At 46.7% G+C, this 22921-nt stretch carries 18 protein-coding genes; all 18 read left to right on the top strand.

Going from position 1 to position 22921, the window contains the following annotated elements:
* Window positions 1–67: 67 nt before the first annotated feature.
* On the top strand, window positions 68–1180 hold the full coding sequence (ytvI, locus tag AWB54_RS06445) for a sporulation integral membrane protein YtvI (protein ID WP_061213791.1): 1113 nt from the start codon (window positions 68–70) through the stop codon (window positions 1178–1180).
* Window positions 1181–1184: 4 nt separating this feature from the next.
* Window positions 1185–2339, top strand: a complete 1155-nt coding sequence (locus AWB54_RS06440) for a 1-deoxy-D-xylulose-5-phosphate reductoisomerase (RefSeq protein WP_061213790.1) — start codon at window positions 1185–1187, stop codon at window positions 2337–2339.
* A gap of 465 nt (window positions 2340–2804) precedes the next feature.
* Entirely contained in the window at window positions 2805–3836 is a 1032-nt protein-coding gene (rseP, locus tag AWB54_RS06435) for an RIP metalloprotease RseP (protein WP_061213789.1), read from the top strand.
* 5 nt (window positions 3837–3841) lie between these two features.
* Window positions 3842–4897 carry a flavodoxin-dependent (E)-4-hydroxy-3-methylbut-2-enyl-diphosphate synthase gene (gene ispG / locus AWB54_RS06430; protein ID WP_061213788.1) on the top strand — a complete coding sequence of 352 codons (1056 nt, stop codon included), beginning with the start codon at window positions 3842–3844 and terminating at the stop codon, window positions 4895–4897.
* Between the two features lie 14 nt (window positions 4898–4911).
* Window positions 4912–6624: a proline--tRNA ligase gene (locus tag AWB54_RS06425; RefSeq protein ID WP_061213787.1), complete on the top strand. Its 1713-nt coding sequence runs from the start codon at window positions 4912–4914 to the stop codon at window positions 6622–6624.
* A 377-nt stretch (window positions 6625–7001) separates the two neighbouring features.
* Window positions 7002–7667 (top strand): MgtC/SapB family protein, encoded by a 666-nt coding sequence (locus AWB54_RS06420; protein ID WP_061213786.1) that lies wholly within the window; start codon window positions 7002–7004, stop codon window positions 7665–7667.
* A gap of 19 nt (window positions 7668–7686) precedes the next feature.
* Complete coding sequence (locus tag AWB54_RS06415; RefSeq protein ID WP_061213785.1) at window positions 7687–11328, top strand: PolC-type DNA polymerase III; 3642 nt, start codon at window positions 7687–7689, stop codon at window positions 11326–11328.
* 315 nt (window positions 11329–11643) lie between these two features.
* Window positions 11644–12108, top strand: coding sequence for a ribosome maturation factor RimP (locus AWB54_RS06410; RefSeq protein WP_061213784.1), 465 nt, complete (start codon window positions 11644–11646; stop codon window positions 12106–12108).
* 14 nt (window positions 12109–12122) lie between these two features.
* Window positions 12123–13259 (top strand): transcription termination factor NusA, encoded by a 1137-nt coding sequence (nusA, locus tag AWB54_RS06405; protein ID WP_061213783.1) that lies wholly within the window; start codon window positions 12123–12125, stop codon window positions 13257–13259.
* Window positions 13243–13524, top strand: a complete 282-nt coding sequence (rnpM, locus tag AWB54_RS06400; protein WP_061213782.1) for an RNase P modulator RnpM — start codon at window positions 13243–13245, stop codon at window positions 13522–13524. Before nusA ends, rnpM begins: the two co-directional genes overlap by 17 nt.
* A gap of 13 nt (window positions 13525–13537) precedes the next feature.
* Window positions 13538–13879 carry a L7Ae/L30e/S12e/Gadd45 family ribosomal protein gene (locus AWB54_RS06395; RefSeq protein ID WP_061213781.1) on the top strand — a complete coding sequence of 114 codons (342 nt, stop codon included), beginning with the start codon at window positions 13538–13540 and terminating at the stop codon, window positions 13877–13879.
* Window positions 13867–16500 (top strand): translation initiation factor IF-2, encoded by a 2634-nt coding sequence (infB, locus tag AWB54_RS06390; protein ID WP_061213780.1) that lies wholly within the window; start codon window positions 13867–13869, stop codon window positions 16498–16500. The genes AWB54_RS06395 and infB overlap by 13 nt, the downstream gene beginning before the upstream one ends.
* Before the next feature lie 58 nt (window positions 16501–16558).
* On the top strand, window positions 16559–16933 hold the full coding sequence (gene rbfA, locus AWB54_RS06385; RefSeq protein WP_061213779.1) for a 30S ribosome-binding factor RbfA: 375 nt from the start codon (window positions 16559–16561) through the stop codon (window positions 16931–16933).
* Complete coding sequence (locus AWB54_RS06380) at window positions 16926–17888, top strand: DHH family phosphoesterase (protein ID WP_061213778.1); 963 nt, start codon at window positions 16926–16928, stop codon at window positions 17886–17888. Before rbfA ends, AWB54_RS06380 begins: the two co-directional genes overlap by 8 nt.
* 3 nt (window positions 17889–17891) lie before the next feature.
* Window positions 17892–18788 carry a tRNA pseudouridine(55) synthase TruB gene (gene truB / locus AWB54_RS06375; RefSeq protein ID WP_061213777.1) on the top strand — a complete coding sequence of 299 codons (897 nt, stop codon included), beginning with the start codon at window positions 17892–17894 and terminating at the stop codon, window positions 18786–18788.
* A 51-nt stretch (window positions 18789–18839) separates the two neighbouring features.
* Window positions 18840–19799, top strand: coding sequence for a bifunctional riboflavin kinase/FAD synthetase (locus AWB54_RS06370; protein WP_061213776.1), 960 nt, complete (start codon window positions 18840–18842; stop codon window positions 19797–19799).
* Between the two features lie 200 nt (window positions 19800–19999).
* Window positions 20000–20269 (top strand): 30S ribosomal protein S15, encoded by a 270-nt coding sequence (rpsO, locus tag AWB54_RS06365; RefSeq protein ID WP_011640326.1) that lies wholly within the window; start codon window positions 20000–20002, stop codon window positions 20267–20269.
* A 260-nt stretch (window positions 20270–20529) separates the two neighbouring features.
* A complete protein-coding gene (locus AWB54_RS06360) occupies window positions 20530–22620 on the top strand; it encodes a polyribonucleotide nucleotidyltransferase (RefSeq protein ID WP_061213882.1) in 2091 nt (696 codons plus the stop codon).
* Window positions 22621–22921: the final 301 nt, after the last annotated feature.

The following is a 22921-nucleotide window of genomic DNA, read 5'->3' as shown; positions in this document are numbered from 1 at the left end:
ATGCAAGCTAATGCATATTTATAACTTTTTGCAGTGACATCAAATATGCTTTAAGGAGTTAATGCGCTTGGATCCGGAATTACAGAAATACTTAAAAATATTGAGCAAGACGACTATTGCGGTAATGGTGCTGCTGGCCATTTACCTTTTGTTTCATTATGTCTTTCCCCTGACCGGAAAAATCCTGGCTCATCTTCCCGTCCTGTTTTTACCCTTTATTTTTGCCATCCTGCTAGCGGTAATCATTGAACCGGTGGTAATTTTCTTTGAAAAAAAGGCCCATTTAAACCGGAATTGGTCGGTAGTAATTAGCCTGCTGCTGGTAGTGGGAGGTTTTTTTACCCTCTTGTCTTTACTGGTTTCCCGGATAATAAATGATATGTCTCGCCTCTATCCCCAGGTTCTGCGTTATTCGGATCAAATCACGGCTAGCTTTATGGCTGCAATCAGTGATTTGAAGCTCTTCTACCTGGGTCTTAATCTCTCCCCCCAGGCGCAAAATGCCCTGCAGCAGAATATGGAGAACGGGATAAAGCTGGTAAGCAGTCTGATGGAAAAGAGCATCAATGGATTGATTCATGGCTTGGCCATGCTGCCAGGCATACTGGTTTTTTTGATGATTGCCACCGTTGCTACCTTCTTTATTATCAAAGACCGGGCTCTGATAAGAAGTTTCGTCATGCAATGGATTCCCGGTACTGTTCGTTCCAAGACCCGGGAAGTTTTTGCCGAACTATTCCGGGTTCTGGTAGGGTTTGTCAAAGCTTACGGCATACTTATATCGGTTACCACCATCGTTACTATGGTGGCTTTACGGGTGCTGGGCTTCGATTATGTAATTACCATTGGTATAATCGTAGGTCTATTGGATATTCTTCCGGTGCTGGGACCGGGCGCCTTTTTTATTCCCTGGATTATATGGCATTTTGTGGCGGGAGATTTGCATTTGGGGATAAGCCTCCTGATTGTCTACCTTTTGATTTCAGTAGTCAGGCAGTTTCTCGAACCCAAGATCGTGGGAGATAATATCGGTTTGCATCCCCTGGCTACCTTGATATCGCTTTATGCCGGTTTGCAACTGGGCGGGCTTACCGGGATGATAATGGGACCGGTTCTGCTGGTGATATTTATTGCCAGTTACCGGGCGGGTTTATTTGACAGTCTTAACTGGAGGAAATGATAAAATGAACAAGAAAAAGTCCAATGTAATTATTCTTGGCTCCACCGGCTCCATTGGCAGACAAGCCCTGGATGTAATCCGCATGCACTCTGATTCGTTCAGAGTACTGGGCCTGGCGGCCAAGGATGAAGTTGAGCTCTTGCGGGAACAGATCGAACTCTACCGGCCGGAATATATTTCTTTGGCTGATAAAGAAAGCATAAAAAAGCTTGGAGAGCTGGGTGGCAGCGGAGTTAAAAAAGCTCTGCCCGGGGTGGAGGGATTGTGCGAATTAGCCAGCCTGCCTGAAGCGGATATTGTGCTGGCAGCCTTGAGCGGAGCCATAGGTATTTTGCCTACCCTGGCGGCCATTAAGGTTCGGAAAAGGGTAGCTCTGGCCAATAAGGAAACCCTGGTAGCAGCCGGGGATATTGTAATGCAAGAAGCACGACAGCAGGGAGCTTTAATTATTCCGGTTGACAGCGAACATTCAGCCATATTCCAGTGCCTGGCGGGTGAAGCCCGGCATCTGCAGCGGATTTGGCTTACCGCTTCCGGCGGTCCTTTCCGGGATTTTACCCGGGAACAGCTGAAGGCGGTTAATTTAGAGATGGCCTTGCAGCATCCCAACTGGTCCATGGGACCTAAAATAACCATAGACTCCGCTACCCTGATGAACAAGGGACTGGAGGTTATTGAGGCACATCATCTGTTTGGAGTGGGGTATAATGAAATTGAAGTCCTGCTTCAAGCCGAGAGCATCATCCATTCCATGGTGGAACTGCAGGATGGAGCATTCCTGGCCCACCTGGGAAGGCCCGATATGAGAATACCTATACAGTATGCTTTAACTTATCCGGAGCGAATCGAGTCTCCGGTAGAAAGGCTGGATTTCAGAACGCTGGGGGCTATTCATTTTGGCCGCCCGGATACCCAGGCTTTTCCCGCTCTGGCTCTGGCTTATGAAGCGGGTAAAGCGGGAGGTACCATGCCGGCCGTGCTGAATGCGGCTAATGAGGTGGCGGTAAACTCCTTTAGGCAAAGAAGGATTGACTTTACCCGCATCCCTCTCCTGGTGGAAAGAGTTATGGAAATGCATGATATAGTGAAACAGCCTGACCTGGACAGCATACTGGCAGCTGATGCCTGGGCCCGGGTACGTTGCCAGGAGCTTATATGAGGGCGGAAGACGGAAGACGGAAGGCGGAAGGCGGAAGGCGTCAGTAGGAAATTTAGCTGCTATATTTAATATTGACTCTACTGCAAAAAATCCTTTTTGTTGCATGGGGTTGCATAAATATGCAAAGCGAGCGTTGGCGAAGCATGGATGCTTCACCCTTCACCCTTCGGGTACGCCTAGTGTTCCACCCTACGGGTGTCACTATTAAGGTTGCCTCCCATGGACGGGAGATTGGCGCGGTACCCCTTGAGCCGCGAGACAAGCCGTTGGTGTTGCCCATGCGTAGCGCCCTGTCGGGCACAACTGATGCTCCCTGCGGTCGCTATTAAGGACGCTGCAAGCGGAATATTTATGCAAGCTAATGTATAATTATTACTTTTTGCAGTGGAATCAATATTCAAGCCCTTGGTAATTGTTCAACAATCGTTAAATCATAAATCTCGAAATAGCTTTTAGGAGGCTTGCATGAACACTATTCTTATTACTCTATTGATTATCGCGTTGCTGATTCTGGCCCATGAATGGGGTCATTTTATAACGGCCCGCCGGATTGGCATACCGGTTTACGAGTTTGCTATCGGCTTTGGCCCCAAAGTATTCTCCTGGAAAAGAAATGGGGTAATTTATTCTCTGCGTTTGATTCCTTTAGGAGGCTTTGTGCGCATGGCCGGGGAAGAGCCTGGTGATCCCGAAGAACCCAATGGTTTCAGCCATAGGACTCCTCTGGAAAAGATTCGGGTTTCCTTTGCCGGGCCTTTTATGAACTTTGTTCTGGCCCTGCTGATTTTTGTTTTCAGCTATAGTGTGATCGGCCTCCCCCATAGTTCCAACGAGCCGGTAATTGGAACGGTAATCAAGGGGAAACCGGCGGAGCTGGCAGGTATCAAGGCCGGTGACAGGGTAGTTTCGGTGAACGGTATTGCCGTCAACAGCTGGGCTGATTTTAACCGGCAGACCTCCCGCAGCAGCGGCCAGCCCTTGGAGCTGCAGTTGGAGCGAAAGCAGCAACGGCTAAGCCTGGAGGTTTCGCCGGTAAAACTTGATTCTTCCGGCAACATGGGCATTGGTGTTCTTAACCGGGTGGTTTATGAGAAACAGGGGATTATAAAATCCATGGAACTGGGGCTGAAACAAACCTACGAACTTACTCTTTTGCTCTTTTCCGCTTTGGGAATTCTAATAAGCGGTGGTGCTTCCATGGGAGATTTGGCCGGTCCGGTGGGAATAACCCATCTGGTGGGTGAGTTTGCCCAGATGGGTATAATATTCCTGCTTAATTTTACGGCTTTCTTAAGCATTAACCTGGGAATTATGAACCTCTTGCCTATTCCAGCCCTGGATGGCAGTAAAATTGTATTCGCCGTGGTGGAGGCCATACGCAAGAAGCCTCTGGACCCGGAAAAGGAAGGTTTTCTTAACTGGATAGGTTTTCTTTTTCTGATTGGTTTAATGATAATAGTGACTTTTAATGATATTGTAAGATGGATACGAGGATAAAGGGTATGCGTCATAAAAGCAGGGTAATCAAAGTGGGAACAGTCCCGGTCGGGGGAGAGCACCCGGTGGTTGTGCAATCAATGACTAGCACCGATACCCGTGATATTGAAAGGACTGTAAAACAGATTCAGCAGATGGAAGCCGCCGGCTGTGAACTGGTACGGGTGGCGGTGGTTGATGAGGAAGCCGCCCGGGCGCTTGCCCGCATCAAAAAGAAGATAAATATTCCCTTGATTGCCGATATCCATTTTGATCATCGCCTGGCCTTGAAAAGCCTGGAGGCTGGAGCCGATGGCTTGCGGATAAACCCGGGCAATATAGGGGAAGAGAAGAAGCTGCGTGAAGTAGTGAAGGCTTGCTCGGAGAAAAAAACGCCCATAAGAATCGGGGTTAATGCCGGCTCTTTGGACAAAAGGATCTTGGAGAAATTCGGCGGAATCTCGGCCCCGGCCATGGTGGAAAGCGCCCTGGAAAATGTAAAGCTTTTGGAAGATATGGACTTCCATGAAATAAAGCTGTCATTGAAAGCCTCCTCGGTTATGCTGACGGTGGAAGCCTACCGCCTGCTGGCCGCAGAAGTTGATTATCCCTTGCATGTGGGAATTACTGAAGCTGGCACCAAGGATCGTGCTTTGATCAAGTCGGCTCTGGGAATAGGAATGCTTTTATACGAAGGGATTGGAGATACCATAAGGGTTTCCTTGACTGCAGATCCGGTGGATGAGGTATGGGCAGCCTATGAAATATTACGCAGTTTGGGCTTGCGCCGGCGGGGAATTGAACTGATTTCCTGCCCCAGTTGCGGCCGCTGTGAGATTGACTTGATAGAAACTGCCGAAGAGGTGGACAGGAAAATCAGGCATTACCAGCAAAATTTGAAGGTGGCGGTTATGGGTTGTGTGGTCAATGGACCGGGGGAAGCCAGGGAGGCTGATCTTGGTATTGCCGGAGGACGGGGATTTGGTTTATTATTCAAGAACGGTGAGATAATTAAAAAAGTACCGGAAAGCGAGCTGGTGGCAGTGCTTTTGCGGGAAATCGAGGATAGCAGTAAAAAGTAAGGGGGTTGGAACTCTTGAAAGCTTCAGAATTATTCTTTCCCACTTTGCGGGAGGTGCCCAGCGAGGCTGAAGTCTTGAGTCACCAGTTGCTGTTGAGAGCCGGCTTTATAAGAAAGGCCACTGCAGGTGTTTATAGCTATTTGCCTTTGGCCAGCCGGGTTCTCAAAAAGATAATGAATATTGTCCGGGAAGAAATGGACCGGGCCGGGGGGCAAGAAGTAATTCTGCCTATAGTCCAACCGGCGGAACTGTGGAAGAAATCAGGCCGTTGGGAGGTTTATGGCGATGAAATGTTTCGGCTAAAAGACCGGCATAATCGCGATTTTGCCCTGGGACCGACTCACGAAGAAATAATTACTACTCTGGTGGATGCCGATGTTCATTCCTACCGTCACCTGCCTTTGCTGCTTTACCAGATACAGAACAAATACCGGGATGAAATTAGGCCCCGTTTCGGCTTAATGCGCGGGAGGGAATTTATCATGAAAGACCTCTACTCCTTTGATATCGATGAAGAAGGGCTGGATGTTTCCTATCACAAAATGTACGAGGCTTATAATCGCATATTCCAGAGATTGAAACTGCAGTACCGGGTAGTGGAGGCTGACAGCGGGGCTATAGGCGGGAATGAAAGCCATGAATTCATGGTTCTGGCGGAAAACGGCGAAGCGGAGATAGTATACTGCGAAAACTGCGATTATGGAGCCAATACGGAAAAGGCGGTTTGTTCCCTGGAGGAACCAAAGGCTGCGGAAGAAGAGCAGTTGGAGCGGGAAAAGGTCCATACCCCGGGACAGAGAACCATACAGGACCTGCTTGATTATATGAATATTCCCAAAGAAAAACAGATAAAGACCTTGATTTATTATGCGGATGAAGAGCTGGTGGCAGCATTAGTACGAGGGGATCGCGAGCTAAACGAAATCAAATTCAAGAATGTGCTGGGCTGCAATCAATTGTTTATGGCGGATGAGGCTGCGGTAAAACAGCTTTGTGGTGCCGGTTTCGGCTCGCTGGGTCCGGTGGGACTGCCTTTGAAAACTTATATCGACCTGGAAGTCAGTCAGATGAAGAATTTTGCCTGTGGGGCCAATGAAGATGACTACCATTTCATTAATGTAAATCTGGGAAGAGATTTTACGCCGGCAGGCATCAACGATATTCGCAATGCTGTGACGGGTGACAGCTGTCCGGTTTGTTCAGCTCCTTTATACAGCATGCGGGGGATTGAGGTAGGACATATATTTAAGCTGGGCACCAAGTATTCTGAGGTTCTGGAAGCCAATTATCTGGATCAGAAGGGACGGGAGAAGCCTATGGTTATGGGTTGCTATGGAATCGGCATCTCCCGCACCATGGCAGCGGCAGCCGAACAGGGTGCCGATGAAAATGGTATTGTCTGGCCGCTCCCCATTGCCCCCTTTGAAGTTATTATTGTTCCGGTCAACAGTAAAAATGAGGAACAGATGCAGGCGGCCTGGTCACTTTATGAAGAGTTTAAACAAGAGGGATTGGAGACTATTATTGATGACCGGGATGAAAGAGCGGGTGTAAAGTTCAAGGATGCCGATCTCATTGGGATCCCGCTGAGGATTACTATTGGCCCTCGCTCACTGCAGGAAAAGCAGGTGGAAATCAAGAAAAGAACCGCTAAGGATGTGGAACTGGTTCCGCTGGACGCGGTTAGCAGCAGGGTGAAGCTTATGCTGAAGGAAATGTCTAAGTAGTGAGGAAGCCTTGATGTAATCGCAAGAAGGAAATATAAATATACTGCTCGCAGTCTACGCATGGGCAACACCTGCGGCTTGTCTCGCGGCTCAAGGGGTACCGCGCGGACCTCCCATCCATGGCCGGCAACCTTAATAGCGACCGAAGGGAGCACTAGGAGTACCCGAAGGGTGCCGCGCGCTCGCGACGTCCTGCCGCTCGCCCCCTTTCGCCTGCTCGCCTTCGCCGGGTGAAGCATCCATGCTTCGCCAACGCTCGCTTGTATATTTATGCAATCCTTATATCAAAAGGAATTTTGCAGAATAGTCAAGATTAAAGTAATACCAAAAACATTGTCCCTTTACACTGTTGATAGCTGAAATTTTGGAGTGAAAGTATGGGAATTTATGAAATAGTGTTCAAGCTTGCTCTGGCCAGTATTCTCGGGGCTTTGATAGGCCTGGAGAGAGAGAGCCTGAACCGGCCTGCCGGGCTCAGGACCTACACCCTGGTATGTGTAGGTTCGGCTTTGGCCATGATTGTATCTATTGATATCTACCTGCAGTATTATCATACGGTAAACGCTGATCCTGGTCGGATTGCCGCCCAGGTGGTGAGCGGAATCGGTTTTCTGGGAGCAGGTACCATCATCAGAGAAGGTGCCACAGTCCGTGGCCTGACTACTGCCGCCGGATTGTGGGCGGTAGCTTGTATAGGACTGGCCGTAGGTTCAGGTTTGTATATTCCTGCTGTGGCTGCTACAGTTCTGATTCTTTTTGTATTGATTTATTTTGTTAAATTTGAAGAAAAAATTATGGGAATGCGTGATTACAAGGGATTGGTTATGGTAGTGGATGATCGGCCCGGACAGGTGGGAAGCATAGGCTCAATACTGGGTGATCTCTGTGTTTTAATAAAGAATATTCAATTGACCCGAATAGACGAAGGAGACAGCCTGGAAATTGAATTACTGCTGCAACTGCCACCCAACTTGTCTATCGAGGAAGTAATACAGGAGTTGTCCATCATCAAGGGATTACGCAGTATTGACCGCCTGGGCTAGGTAAGAGTGGGAGAATAGAATGATAAACGGCGATTTTTATAGTTTTATTTCTAATTTTAATGATTCATTGAGCAAGTATTGGAAAGATTCTTATGTTGAGAAACTGGAGGTTTTTCGCAGTAATAAGAAGTGGAAAATATATGTTGCGATAATGGAACCGTTGCCTGCTCATATTCTTCAGCAAAGCATCGTTAAGCTTAAAGATTCCCTGCCTTTTCTAAACGAACTGGAGATAATACCCCGGCTAGCAGATTTTGGCCGGCAAATGGAAAATATACTGCGATTACGACAGAATGAAGTCTTATCAGAGGTTTTCCTGTCCGACCAGGCAGATTTTGCCTCACTGGGATGGCGTTTTAACGAGAATCGCATAGATATGTTGGTTCAGGATAGGAATGTTTTTAATAAGCTGCTTGAGAAGGAAAGCTGCAACCGGCTTTCCCGCTGGATAGGACAGGAATATGCCCTGCGCGTTGTGGTGAGGGCCATATGTACTGAGAATAACGAAGATAATGTTCCTGACAACTACTATCTGCTGGCCGGGCAAAAGATAGAAGTCCTGGCGGGAGATACTGAGTTTAAGGGGAGAAAAAAGCGCTACTCGTCAAGAAATAGCGGAGGGATAAAATTACTGGAGAACAGTGGGATTATTAAAATCTCCGAGTTGCAAGAGGGTATGAAGAATGCGGTAATTGAAGGTGAGGTATGGCATAAGGAGATTAACAGTCTAAAAGACAACAGTATTGTCGCTGCTTATTATATAAGTGATTACAGTAATAGTATCGTTGCCAAACTATTCCTGGACAAAGTGGAGGATGACAAGATTAAGCTCGGTGATTGGATAAAGCTATGCGGAAGTATACGCTATGATAATTATGTAAAAGAAGCGGTGTTGTTTATAGATGCCTTTGTCCATTTGGAAAAACCGGAAAGAAAAGATACGGCCACGGAAAAAAGAATCGAACTTCATGCTCATAGCAAGATGAGTGCTATGGATGGTCTGACCGAGGTAAGCAAGCTAATTAAAAGGGCTGCGGAATGGCAGCATCCAGCCATTGCTCTCACTGATCACGGCTCTATACAGGCCTTTCCCGAAGCCTACCAGGCAGCGAAAAAATATAAAATAAAGGTTATATATGGTGTAGAAGCTTATTTGGTCGAAGAGGACAAAAAGGAACGACCTTATCATATTGTATTGCTCGCCTTAAATCAAAATGGCTTAAAGAATCTCTATCACCTGGTCAGCATATCTTATATGGATTATTTTTACCGATATCCTAAAATACCCCGCCAGGAATTAATCAAGAAGCGGGAAGGACTTCTTCTGGGCAGTGCCTGTGAAGCAGGGGAGCTTTTTCGAGCTATGGTAAGGGGGGCAAAGGAGAAAGAGATTGAAGAAATAGCCGGTTTTTATGACTACCTGGAAATACAACCCCTGGATAATAATGATTTTCTGGTGAAGGAAGGCAGTGTTAAGTCCCGGGAAGAATTACAGGAGATAAACCGCAGGATTATCCGCCTGGGTCAGAAATTCCAGAAACCGGTTGCAGCTACCGGTGATGTTCATTTTCTCGACCCTCATCACGAAATCTTCCGGCGGATTATTCAAGCGGGACAGGGCTATGAAGATGCTGAAAGCCAGGCCCCTCTTTATTTTCGCAGTACCGATGAAATGCTGGCGGAAATGGATTATTTAAGTGAAGAAGAGGCCCGGGCGGTAGTAATCCATAATCCTGCCTTAATAGCGGAAATGATAGAGGATATACGGCCGGTGCCGGAGGGTTTTTATCCCCCCAAGATTGAGAGTGCCGCCGAGGAGGTTACCCGGATAAGCTGGGATAAGGCTTACTCTTTATATGGAGATGAACTGCCAACCATTGTGGAGAGCCGTATAATGAAGGAATTAAATTCAATTACCCACCATGGTTTTAGTGTTCTTTATCTTATTGCCCATAAATTGGTGGAGAAGTCCAATCAGGACGGGTATATTGTTGGTTCCCGGGGTTCGGTCGGCTCTTCTCTGGTAGCTTTTTTGACCGGTATTACCGAAGTCAATCCGTTGGCCCCCCATTATTTGTGCCCGCTCTGCCGCTTCAGTGATTTTGTAGTTGATGGTTCCGCCAATTGCGGAGCTGACCTTCCCGAGCGCTCTTGTCCTGAATGTGGAGGCAAAATGCATCAAGACGGTTTTGATATTCCCTTTGAGACCTTTCTGGGTTTTGAAGGTGATAAGGTGCCGGATATAGACCTCAATTTTTCCGGGGATTACCAGAGCCGCGCCCACCAGTATGTGGAGGAATTGTTTGGTCAAGAAAATGTTTATAGGGCCGGTACCATTTCGACCATTGCTGAAAAGACCGCCTATGGTTTTGTTAAGAAATATATGGAAAACAAGGAAATAGACATTAGTAATGCTGAAGTTAATCGCCTGGTTAAAGGAATAACCGGGGTAAGAAGGACCACAGGGCAACACCCCGGTGGGTTAATAGTTGTTCCTCAGGATCGGGACATCCTGGAGTTCACCCCCTTGCAGCATCCGGCCGATAACAAAGATTCCGGGGTAATAACCACTCACTTTGAATATCATGCCATTGGCGAACAACTGGTCAAGCTGGATATACTAGGCCATGACGACCCCACCGTACTAAAGGAACTGGAGGATCTTACCGGCAGGAAAGCCTCCAGCATAAAACTAAATGAAAAGGAAACTATGAAGCTTTTTTCCGGAGTCGAGCCTTTAGGGTTGGAAGCCGCAGATATTCTTTCTACGGTGGGAACTTACGGGATTCCCGAGTTTGGCACTCGCTTCGTACGGCAGATGCTTGAGGCTACCCGGCCGACCACCTTTTCGGAACTGGTCAGGATCAGCGGGCTTTCGCATGGCACCAATGTATGGCTCAATAATGCCCAGAACCTGATAAAAAACGGAACGGCCGGCTTGAGCGAAGTTATTTGTACCCGGGATGATATAATGAGTTATTTGATTCAAAAGGGCTTGGACAAGAAACAGGCCTTCAAGATCATGGAGAATGTGCGCAAGGGCAATGGGCTGAATAGTGGCGAATGTGAGCTGATGGCAGGGCAGAATGTGCCTTCCTGGTATATAGATTCCTGCCAGAAGATTGAATATATGTTCCCCAAAGCCCATGCGGTGGCTTATGTCACTATGGCTTTTCGTATAGCTTATTTCAAGGTTTACTATCCTCTGCCATTCTATGCCAGTTTTTTCAGCATCAGGGCGGAGGATTTTGACTCCCAGATTATATTGGAAGGTTATGAGGCCTTGAAAAAAAGGATACAGGAGATTGAAAAAGCCGGTTTGTCCGCTTCACAAAAGGATAAAAAGCTGCTTCCCGTCTTGGAAGTGGCTATGGAAATGTACGCCCGGGGATTTACTTTTCAACCGGTGGATATTTATGAATCTGATGCCAGTAAATTCCTGGTGGTAGATAATGCCTTATTATTGCCTTTTTCCGCTCTGCCTAATGTGGGTGCAGCTGCAGCTCACGGCATAATTGAATCAAGGGAAGGCGGCAGTTTTATTTCCGTGGAAGATTTTCAACAGAGATCGCGGCTTAACAAGACGGCCATGGAGGTCTTGCGGAAATTTGATTGTTTTAATCATCTTCCGGAAACCAGCCAGGTCAGTCTCTTTGGCTAGCAAAACGGAAGGCGGAAGACGGAAGACGGAGGGCGGAAGGCGGAAGACGGAGGGCGGAAGACGGAAGACGGAGGGCGAAAGACGGAAGACGGAGGGCGGAAGACGGAGGGCGGAAGACGGAAGACGGAGGGCGGAAGACGGAGGGCGGAAGACGGAAGACGGTAATAAAAAACGCTTGACAAAGCCAAATAGCTTGAATTGATTTATGTGAATATGCTATACTAATCGCAAGCATACTAATACCATTAACCACAAAGTGGGTACCTGCCCACTTTTTCTATTGTTAAATCAATCTTATCATAAAAAAACCGGGGGGTGGGACTAATAGATAGAGCTGCATTCCTGACCAGGGTAGAAAAAATGGTCGAAGAGAGACTAAATGAACTGGAACTGGAGCTGGTTGATATAGAATATCGCAAGGAGAACAAAGAGCAATTCTTGCGAGTTTTTATCGATAAAGACAGCGGGGTTGATTTGGAGATGTGTAGCCAGGCCAACCGGGCCATAAAAGAGAGCCTTGATGAACAGGAAATTCCTTACGATTATCTGGAGGTCTCATCTCCGGGTTTGGAACGAGTCTTGAAAAAGGAACGGGATTGGGAACGCTTTTCCGGATACCGGGTTAGAATTAAAACCAGGAAATCATTTCCGGGTCCGCAGCGGATAATCGGCATATTGTTAGGATTTGATAGTGAAAACATAGCGGTAGAGGTTGATGGAGAACTGTATAAAGTACCGCGTGACATGATCACTATAATCCGCTTGCATCCAGAAATTTAAGAGGAGGAAAAACAATGTCTAATGATTTAGTACAGGCATTGAATGACATAGAGAAAGAACGCGGCATTCCTAAAAGGGCTCTGGTTGAAGCTATAAAGTCAGCCTTGAGCACTGCTTATAAGAAGAATTTTGGGATTGCTCAGAATGTAAGTGTGGAATTTAATGAGATTAATGGCGAAGTCAAGGTTTTTTCTCAGAAGAAGATAAGTGATGAAGTTAAAGATCCCCGTTTGGAGATGTCTTTGGAAGAAGCCAGGGAACTTTATCCTGATTGTAAAGCTGAAGATCTGGTCTATGTTGAAGCTACACCATCAGATTTCGGGCGCATTGCGGCTCAGACGGCCAAACAGGTAGTGATACAGAAATTAAGAGAAGCGGAGAGAAGCCTGATATATGAAGAGTTTTTAGAAAGAGAGGGCGAAATAATAACCGGTACTATTCAGAGGATTGAATCCAAAACCGTTTATATCAGCCTGGGCCGAACGGAAGGAATAATGCTGGCTTCGGATCAAATCTTCGGGGAAAGATACGAAGTTGGACAGAGGATTAAGGCGTATATTTATGAAGTTAAGAATACTTCCAAAGGGCCCAATATATTTGTGTCCAGATCCCATCCGTATTTTTTGCGACGTTTGTTTGAAATGGAAGTACCGGAGATCTATGATGGAGTAGTAGAAATCAAGTCTATAGCTCGCGAAGCGGGAGCCAGATCCAAGATTGCGGTCTATTCCCTGGATGATAAAATTGACTCGGTGGGGGCTTGCGTAGGGCCCAGAGGTTTGAGGGTACAGAACATTGTTTCCGAATTGGGTGGAGAAAAAATAGATATTATTAAGTACGATAAAGACCCGGAAAGGTATATTTCCAATGCTTTAAGCCCTTCCCGGGTGGTTGCGGTTAATATCAATGAGACCGATAAAGTAGCTCGGGTTATTGTGCCTGATTACCAGCTTTCACTGGCTATAGGGAAAGAGGGGCAAAATGCCCGCCTGGCCGCAAAACTTACCGGATGGAAAGTGGACATAAGAAGCGAAAGCCAGATGAGTGATTACTATAAGGATATAGATGTGGAGATTGATGATGAGGTGTTGGAACAGGATTGGATTGAAGAAAATCCCGGGGAGACGGAAATAGATGAGCAGGATTCGTAAGCAGCCCCAGAGAATGTGTGTAGGCTGCCGGGAAATGAAAAACAAGCGGGAATTGGTCAGGATAGTTCGCAGCCCTCAGGGGGATATAGATTTGGATACTACGGGTAAAAAGCCGGGGCGGGGAGCTTATATTTGTCCTGAACCGGAGTGCCTCAAGCAGGCCATCAAGGGAAAGAGGCTGCAAAAAGCCCTGGAACAGAATATACCTGATGGGGTTTTAGAAAAGCTCAGAGAGCAAATCAACCAGGATAAAACCAGGCAATAAGGTGAGTGATAGTTTGAGAAAGAGCTATGCAATTTTAGGTTTTGCCCAGAAAGCCGGGAAAATATCTTCCGGAGCTTTGGCGGCAAAATCCAGTATATTAAGGCGAAGAGCATTTTTATTAATCGTTAGCAATGACATAGCGGAAAACGCCAAGCAGGGTTTGATCAGCAGCTGTCAAAAACAGAAGATTCCCTGGGTCGTAATGGGTAACAAGTATGAAATCGGGGCTTGTATCGGAAAGGCGTACCGGGTTGCTGTGACGATAAATGACCCGGGAATGGCTGAATCCCTGATAAAATCGCTTGAGGGTGTCGGAGTTAAAGTAAACACGGGGGTGGTTGAATGGCAAAAATAAGAGTACATGAATTGGCCAAGGAATTGGGAATTGCCAGCAAAGAGATGGTTGAGGTTCTGGTCGAACTGGGCTTAGATGTGAAAAACCACATGAGTACAATAGAGGATTCACAGGCTAGCTGGGTTAAAAAGCGTTTGAGCAAAAGAGGCGAGGATAGCAAAAAACAGCCAGCCCAACCAGTGATCAGGGATGAAGCTGTCAAGAAAAATTCCGGGGAACCAGCACCGCAGACCACCCAGAAAAAGCCGGACAATCAGCTGCCTGGGTCACCCAGGCTTGAATCAGGAACACGTCCTCAAGAGGGCTCTAAACCAGGTGAAAGTATGGGAAGGCATGATTTTTCTGGAAAAAGGGAACAGCCCAGAAAAGGGGAAGAAAGCCATTCCGCTGGTGCTAAGCCAGCTACTCAAATGAAAAGCCCGAGAAACAGTGCACCCCGGCCTACAGCAAGACCGGAACATCGATCTTCCGGAGCAACGGGCAGAACGGACCATAGAGCCCCTGGAGCAGCCGGAAGAACAGATAACAGAGGGGCGGGGTCGGCCAGCAAACCAGATAACAGGGGAACCAGGCCAGCCGCCGGTAGGCCTGATAATAAAGGCTCCAGGCCAGGTGATGCCAAGCGCCCCCCCCAGAGAGCAGTGCCCAGTAATACCCCCAGGCCGGTATCATCTCCAGAACGAACAATGGAGAAGAAAACCAGGGAAACAGGTTCCAAGACATTGCCTGGTGGTGACCGAACTGCAGGTGATAAGAAAGCTTTCCGGAAAAATACTCCTGCACTTGGACAGTACCAGAGTAAAGACTACAGTCGCCCGGGGCGGAAATCAAAACACAAACGCAAGAAGGAAAATGTAGAGTTTAAAACCCCTGAAAGCATAAAGATTGAAGGCTCTATTATGGTTAGAGACCTGGCGGAGAAGCTTAATAAGAACCCGGCTGAAATAATGAAGAAACTAATGGAATTGGGAATAATGGCTACTATTAACCAAAACATTGATTATGAAAATGCGGAAATAGTATCCAGCCTTTATGATGTTAAAGTTGAACGGGAACTCTCCGAAGAAGAAAAGATACTGGAGGAACTTGTTGATATTGATGATGATGATGAACTCAAAGCGCGCCCTCCAGTCGTTACCGTAATGGGACATGTAGACCACGGTAAAACTTCCCTGCTCGATCGTATCAGACAGGCTAATGTGGTTTCGGGAGAAGCAGGGGGGATTACCCAGCATATTGGTGCTTACCAGGTAACTATAAAAAATAATAAAATAACTTTTATTGATACTCCCGGACATGAGGCCTTTACTGCTATGAGGGCTCGCGGAGCCAATCTTACTGATATTGTAATCCTGGTGGTAGCCGCAGATGATGGGGTAATGCCCCAGACCGTTGAGGCCATAAACCATATCAGGGCTGCCAAGGTTCCTTTCCTGGTAGCTATTAATAAAGTTGATAAGCCGCAAGCGGACCCGGAAAGAATAAAGCAGCAATTGACCGAATATAATATTGTCCCGGAAGAATGGGGCGGAGATACTATATTTGTTCCTGTTTCGGCCAAAAGTGGGGAAGGAATAGAAAACCTGCTGGAAATGATTCTGTTGGTGGCGGAAATGAACGAAATAAGGGCCAACCCGGATAGAGCTGCTTACGGTCTGGTAGTCGAAGGGGAACTGGACAAAGGGCGGGGAGCAGTGGCCACAGTATTGGTATTGAACGGAACCTTGAAGATAGGGGATTATGTAATCTGCGGCACCAATTGGTGTCGGGTGCGGGCTATGATTGATGATCGAGGTAAAAGGGTGGAGAAAGCATTGCCCTCCATGCCGGTTGAAATAATGGGATGGTCCGGTGTGCCAGAGGCCGGTGGCAAAGTTCAGGTTTGTGATGAAAAGGTGGCCAAGGAAATCATCAGTCTGAGATTAAGCGAAAAGAAGATTGAAGAACAAAAACAAAGCAGCCGGGTATCTCTGGATGAGTTTTTCCAGCAGATGAAGGATGCCGAAATCAAGGAACTCACTTTGATTATAAAGGGCGATGTTCAGGGTTCAGTTGAAGCTCTCCGGCAATCGCTGTTACGACTGGCCACCAGCGAAGTAAAAGTAAATGTAATCCATTCAGCGGTAGGTGCTATTACGGAAACCGATGTTATGCTGGCTTCAGCTTCCAATGCTATAATTATTGGATTTAATATAAGGCCGGATAGCAAAGCCAGAAAATATGCAGAAGATGAAAAAATAGATGTTCGCATGTACCGGGTTATATACGAGGCCATTGATGATGTCAAGAAAGCCATGAGCGGGCTGCTGGATCCGGAATACAAAGAGAAATTTCTGGGCCGGGCTGCAGTACGGGCGCTTTTCAAGGTACCCAATGTGGGGGTAATCGCCGGGTCTTATGTTATTGATGGTAAAATCCAGAGAAATGCCAGTGTACGGGTCTTGCGGGATGGGGTAATTGTATACGAAGGCCAATTATCTTCTTTAAAACGATTTAAGGATGATGCCAAAGAAGTAGTGGAAAACTATGAATGCGGCATTGGAATTAGAGATTTCAATGATGTCAAGGAAGGAGATATCATCGAAGCTTATACCCTGGAGGAAATACCCAGAGAGTTGTAGAGGTGTCAAGGGGACCGTCCCTTGACACCCAGGTTAGCAATAAAAGTGAGGGATAGATATGAGTAAACGCCGGCAGGAAAGAATGTCTGTAGAAATCATGCGCGTTTTATCCCAGATAATACAGGAGGAGATAAAGGATCCTCGTATTGAATTTAAGAATCTCTCCATAACTCGCATAGATCTTAGCAATGATTACAGTCATGCCCGGGTAAATATAAGTATACTGGGTGATGAAGTACAGAGGGAAGAGGCGATGAAAGCCCTGCAAAAAGCCAAAGGCTATATTAGAAGCGCTCTGGCCCAGCAGCTAAAGGTGCGTCATGCGCCGGAGCTGGAATTTCGTCTGGATCGCTCTATAGAACATGGAATAAGGATTTCTTCCCTTCTGGAAGAGATTAGAGAAGAGGAAGAGGCAAAAGGCAGTAATGAATAAACTCAAGGAAATCGCCAGGAAAATAATGGATAAAGATGATTTTTTGCTGCTGGGACATAAAGCCCCGGATGGGGATTGTATTGGCTCTATGCTAGGCCTGTACCTGGGCCTCTTGGCCATGGACAAAAGGGTCAGGATGCTATTGTCCGACCCGGTTCCTCCTGTCTACCACTACCTGAGCGCGGCGGAACAGGTAAAATTACCTGGAGAAATAGGGTCTATACCCCAAAACCTCATTTTCCTGGATTGTTCGGATGAACAGCGGGTAGGCCAGGAAGTATTCTCCCTCATACAGGAAAGGAACTGCAGTTTTAATATCGATCATCACCTAAGCAACGATCTTTTTGCTGATTTTAACTATGTCGATACCAATGCTGCAGCCGCTGCTGAAATCATTAGCGAATTACTCCTGCTTATGCCCATAAATATTAGCGCTGCTATGGCGGATGCTCTTTTGGCCGGTATCATTATGGATACAGGTTGTTTTTTGAATGCCAATACCACGGCTAAAACCTTGAGCATAGCTGCCCAACTACTAAATTTCGGCGCCAATGTTAATCTCGCTCGGATAAACCTTTTTGAATCCAAGTCCAGAAAAGAAGTGTTAATACTGCAGCATGCATTGCAACACTTGGATTTCTCATCTGATGGTAAAATAGCCTGGATGAGCTTGCCCTATAACGAATTAGTGGCTATAGAGGCCGAAGACTTGTATCCGGAAGGGCTTATAAACCATACTCGTATGATTGAAGGTGTAGAGGTAGGGATTTTATTTCGCGAAATGCCGGCAGGAAAGGTTAAAGTCGGTTTACGTTCGCGGGGGCAGGTTGATGTTGCTGCACTGGCGGCACAATTTGGTGGTGGCGGGCATAGGCAGGCATCAGGCGCCCAGTGTGAAGGTGAGTTGGAGGAAGTAAAGTCAGCAATTATTCAAGCGGTTGAGGATGTGATTTGATTTTTGCATGGGTTTCTTAACATCAATAAACCCCAGGCTATAACCTCTTTTGATGTTATAAGAAAGCTTAAAAAAGCTTTACCTCGAAAATATAAGTTGGGGCATCTGGGCACCCTGGATCCTATGGCTGAAGGAGTTTTGCCCGTGGCTGTCGGTCAGGGCACAAAAATAATTCCTTTTGTCGAAGATGAGACCAAGGAATACATAGTGACCATGACCTTGGGAGCATCATCCGATACCCAGGATGCCTGGGGAGCAATTACATACAGTATGCGAAAAGTAGAGCCCGCCCAAATAGAAAGAGTGCTGGCATTGTTTCGGGGTAAGAGCAGGCAAGTTCCTCCCATGTATTCAGCTGTCCACCATGAAGGCAAAAGACTTTATGAATTGGCCCGCCAGGGTCTGGAAGTGGAGAGAAAAGCGAGAGAAATTGAAATCTTCGCGTTAGAACTGCTGAATGCCGATTGGGAGCGGGAATTACCCCAATTGAGCTTGCGGGTAAGCTGTTCCCGGGGGACCTATATTCGCACACTATGTCATGATATTGGTCAGGAATTAGCTTGTGGAGCTTTTTTATCCAGCTTATGCCGAAGCCGCTCTGGCTGCTTCAAGATAGAAGAGGCGGTAAGCCTGGATTATCTTTTAGAGAAGCGGGAGAACCTGAGCCGATCCTTGCTCCCCCTGGACTACCCTCTAAATAACTTACCGCTTATAAGCCTAAAAAATACGGAATTACCAGCTATAATAAACGGAAGAAAGATAAGCCGGACAGGAAAGCTGGCTAGTCCCCGGGTAAGGTTATATACGCCGGAAGGACAACTGCTGGCTATTGCTGAAGCAAATAACTATAATGAAGATACTGTACTCCAGCCCTGCCGGGTATTTAAGATTGGTGAATAAGGGAGAGTAGCATTAAGATAACCCTGACGAAGGAATAGAAGGAGTTGCTGTATGGAGGTAGTAAGAGAAATAGAGAATTTTACCAATAACGAGTGCCCTTTATTTTTGGCCCTGGGTAATTTTGACGGAGTACATCAGGGGCACCAGCGTTTGATAGGTGATTTGGTAGAGAAAGCCCGAGCCAGCAATGGAATCGCGGCGGCTTTTATTTTTGAACCCCACCCGGCTATGGTGCTTAACCCCAGCCGGGCTCCCAAACTTTTGGTAACTGCGGAACGAAAAGCAGAATTATTAAAGAAAATGGGTTTGGATAAACTGATTTACAATACCTTTGATCTGGCCATATCCCAGTGCTCTCCGGAAGAGTTCGTAAAAAGCATCCTGGTTGAGAGATTAAAAATAAGGGCAGCGTTTGTGGGATTCAACTATTCCTTTGGTCATAAAGGAAGTGGTACGCCCCAATTATTAAAAGAGCTGGGGGAAAAATATGGTTTCCAAGTTAGTATCATTCCCCCGGTGGAAATCAAGGGGCAGGTAGTATCCAGCACTATCATCCGCCAGGCCCTGGATGCCGGCGATATGAAATTGGCCCGGGAAATGCTGGGTTACTATCCCATGATAGAAGGAAAAGTAATTGAAGGGGAAAAACGAGGAGCAACTATTGGTTTCCCTACAGCCAACCTGGGGATTGGGGCTGAATTAAATATACCGGGAAAAGGGGTATATGCGGCTCTGGCAGTGCTGGAAGGCGAAAATTTCGGGGCCGCCGTCAACATAGGCAGCAAGCCCACCTTTCATCAGGAATATCCAGTTTCGGTTGAGGCTCATTTAATCGGTTTTAATCGACAGGTATATGGTCAGGATTTAAGGCTGTTTTTCCTCCAAAAAATCAGGGACGAAAAAAGATTCAGCAGCGTTGACGAACTAATTAATCAGATTAGGCTTGACCGTGAACAGGCTGGAGAAATATATGAGTCTCTGGAAAGCAGAGGAAAGATAGATATAATATGAGAAGCCGCAGGTGTTGCCCATGCGAAGACTGCGAGCGGTATATTTATACAAGCCAAACAGGAAAGGCTCTTGCTTATCAAGCCATGATTGTATAAAATTAGGATTGGATTGGTTAAGGCTTTAGAACCTCGGGCTAGGGATGACGATTCACCAGCGTTTTCCTTGGCCGGTGGCGATTATTTGGTAGAGGAGGTGAAAACTTGGCATTATCTCTAGAAAGAAAAGGGGAAATAATTAAGACCTACCAAATTCACGAAAACGATACCGGTTCACCGGAAGTCCAAATTGCCATATTAACGGAAAGAATAAACTACCTTAATGAACATCTGAAAATAAATTCCAAAGACCATCATTCTCGCAGAGGCCTGCTGAAAATGGTAGGACAACGTCGTTCACTCCTGGACTATCTCAAGAAGAAAGACTTTGAACGCTACCGGAGTATTGTTACCCGGTTGGGTCTGCGCAGGTAAAGAGCGGTAATCCGCTCTTTATCTTTATGGCTAGAGCTCTTACGGGAAACGAGCATGTCCATTTACGGGCCTGCTCGTTTTCCCCCAATCGCTATACCTTTAAAACAGGCTTAAACGAGGCGGCATGTTGAAACTGCTTCGCAGTTTCTTCCGATGCTTAAAGCGAATAGAAAAAGGTAACAATGTTCTTGTAGGAAGTAAGAAGTATAAAATCAATCTCATTTTGAAAGGAGGAAAACGTGATAGTTAAGAAGTATCAAATGGAGGTAGCAGGGCGACCATTAATTGTAGAAATAGGACAAGTTGCCCAGCAAGCCAATGGAGCTGCTCTTATGAGATATGGAGATACAGTTGTATTGGTCACAGCTACAGCTGCCAAAGAGCCCCGCGAAGGAATTGACTTTTTCCCGCTAACGGTTGATTACGAGGAGAAACAATATGCGGTAGGGAAAATACCAGGAGGCTTCATTAAAAGAGAAGGCCGGGCTACAGCCCAGGCTACCCTATCCGCCCGCTTGATTGACCGGCCTATCCGCCCGCTTTTCCCTAAAGGTTTCCGGAATGAAATACATGTAGTAGCCACTATTTTATCGGTGGAGAAAGACAATGCACCAGATGTCACCGCTATAACCGGAGCGTCTGTTGCTCTTTCCATTTCCGATATACCTTTTGCCGGACCGGTGGCAGCGGTAATAGTGGGACTGGTGGATGGGCAACTGATTATTAATCCTACAGTGGAGCAACACCAGAAAAGCGATCTACACTTGGCGGTAGCGGGAACCAAAGAGGCTATCATGATGGTTGAAGGAGGTGCCAATGAGGTTCCTGAGGAAACTATGCGTGATGCTATTTTCTTTGCTCATGAAGAGATCAAGAGAATAGTTGATTTTCAGGAAAATATCATAAGAGAAGTTGGCCTGCCCAAAATGCAGGTGGAAATTCCGGTTTTGGATGAGGGAATAAAAAAGGCCGTTGTTGAATATGCTGCTCCACTATTTGAAGAAGCGGTCAAGAATCCAGATAAGAAAACGAGGGAAGCCCAGATGGATTCATCCCAGAAATCTGTTTTGCAGCACTTTGCCGAGAACTATCCGGACGAAGAAAAGATGATTGCCGATGTATTGGACAAGACCATGAAAGCCGTAGTCAGAAGGATGGCTCTGGAAGAAGGCGAACGGGTAGATGGGAGAAAACTTGATGAAATCCGGCAAGTAAGCTGCGAGGTTGGTTTCCTGCCCCGGCCTCATGGCTCAGGTCTTTTTACCCGCGGTCAGACCCAGGTTTTGTCGGTTACCACCCTGGGAGCGATCAGTGAAGAACAACGACTGGATGGCTTGGGAATCGAAGAGAGGAAAAGGTATATTCATCACTATAATTTCCCTCCCTATAGTACTGGTGAAACCAAACCTATGCGTGGTCCGGGAAGAAGGGAAATCGGTCACGGAGCCCTGGCTGAACGGGCTTTGCTGGCAGTAATACCATCAGAAGAAGAATTTCCATATACTATCAGGATAGTTTCCGAAGTTTTGGAATCAAATGGTTCCAGCTCCATGGGGAGTGTATGTGGCAGTACGCTATCTCTGATGCACGCCGGTGTTCCTATAAAAGCTCCGGTATCTGGAATTGCTATGGGACTGGTCAAAGAAGGCGAGCGTTTTGCCATTATGAGTGATATTCAGGGAATAGAGGATGCTCTGGGAGATATGGATTTCAAACTGGCTGGAACCGAAAAAGGAGTTACCGCCCTGCAGATGGATATAAAAATTACCGGGGTTAACCGCGAAATAGTCGAAGCTGCACTTAAACAGGCCCGTGAAGGCAGGATGTTCATTTTAAAGAAGATGCTGGAAGCCATCGAAAAGCCCAATGAGGAACTATCTCCTTATGCTCCGCAGATGATACGGATGCAGATTGACCCGGACAAAATCCGGGAAGTTATTGGACCAGGTGGCAAAACCATTCACAAAATAGTAGATGAGACCGGTTGCAAAATTGATATTGAAGATGACGGCAGCCTGTTTATAATGGCTACGGATGAAGAAGCCGCGAAAAAGGCCCGATTCTTTGTGGAATCCATTGTGGCTGATGTTGAGGTGGGCAAGACCTATATGGGAACCGTTAAGCGCATAATGGATTTTGGGGCTTTTGTGGAAATCATTCCCGGGGTGTTGGGAACATCAGGAAAAGAAGGTCTGGTACACATTTCCCAGCTGGCCGAGGAAAGAGTAAACAAGGTTAGAGATGTGGTGGACATCGGGGATCAGATACTGGTCAAGGTTACCGAAATTGATAGACAGGGGCGGGTAAACCTTTCCCGCAAAGCCGTATTAAAGAGCGCTGTAAGAAAATAACAAAGCATATTGGCAACTGCATAGACTATTCCAAGTAAACCGAGTAACCTCGGTTTATTTGCATTTAATGCGGTATTGGTTTCACTGGCTTGTATAAATATACCGCTTGCAGGCTTCGCATGGGCAACACCTGCGGCTTGTCTCGCGGCCCAAGGGGTACCGCGCTAATCTCCCGTCCATGGGAGAAAGCGCTCTCGCGACATTCTGTCGCTCGCCCCCTTTTGCCTGCTCGCCTTCGCCGGATGTTGCATCCATGCTTCGCCAACGCTCGCTTTGTATATTTATGCAACCCTTATTCATA

Origin of the sequence: Syntrophomonas wolfei subsp. methylbutyratica (genome assembly GCF_001570625.1) — a bacterium.
GTDB lineage: Bacteria > Bacillota > Syntrophomonadia > Syntrophomonadales > Syntrophomonadaceae > Syntrophomonas > Syntrophomonas methylbutyratica.
The sequence above is the reverse complement of the archived record's forward strand: the minus strand, read 5'-3'. Positions and strand labels throughout refer to the sequence as shown.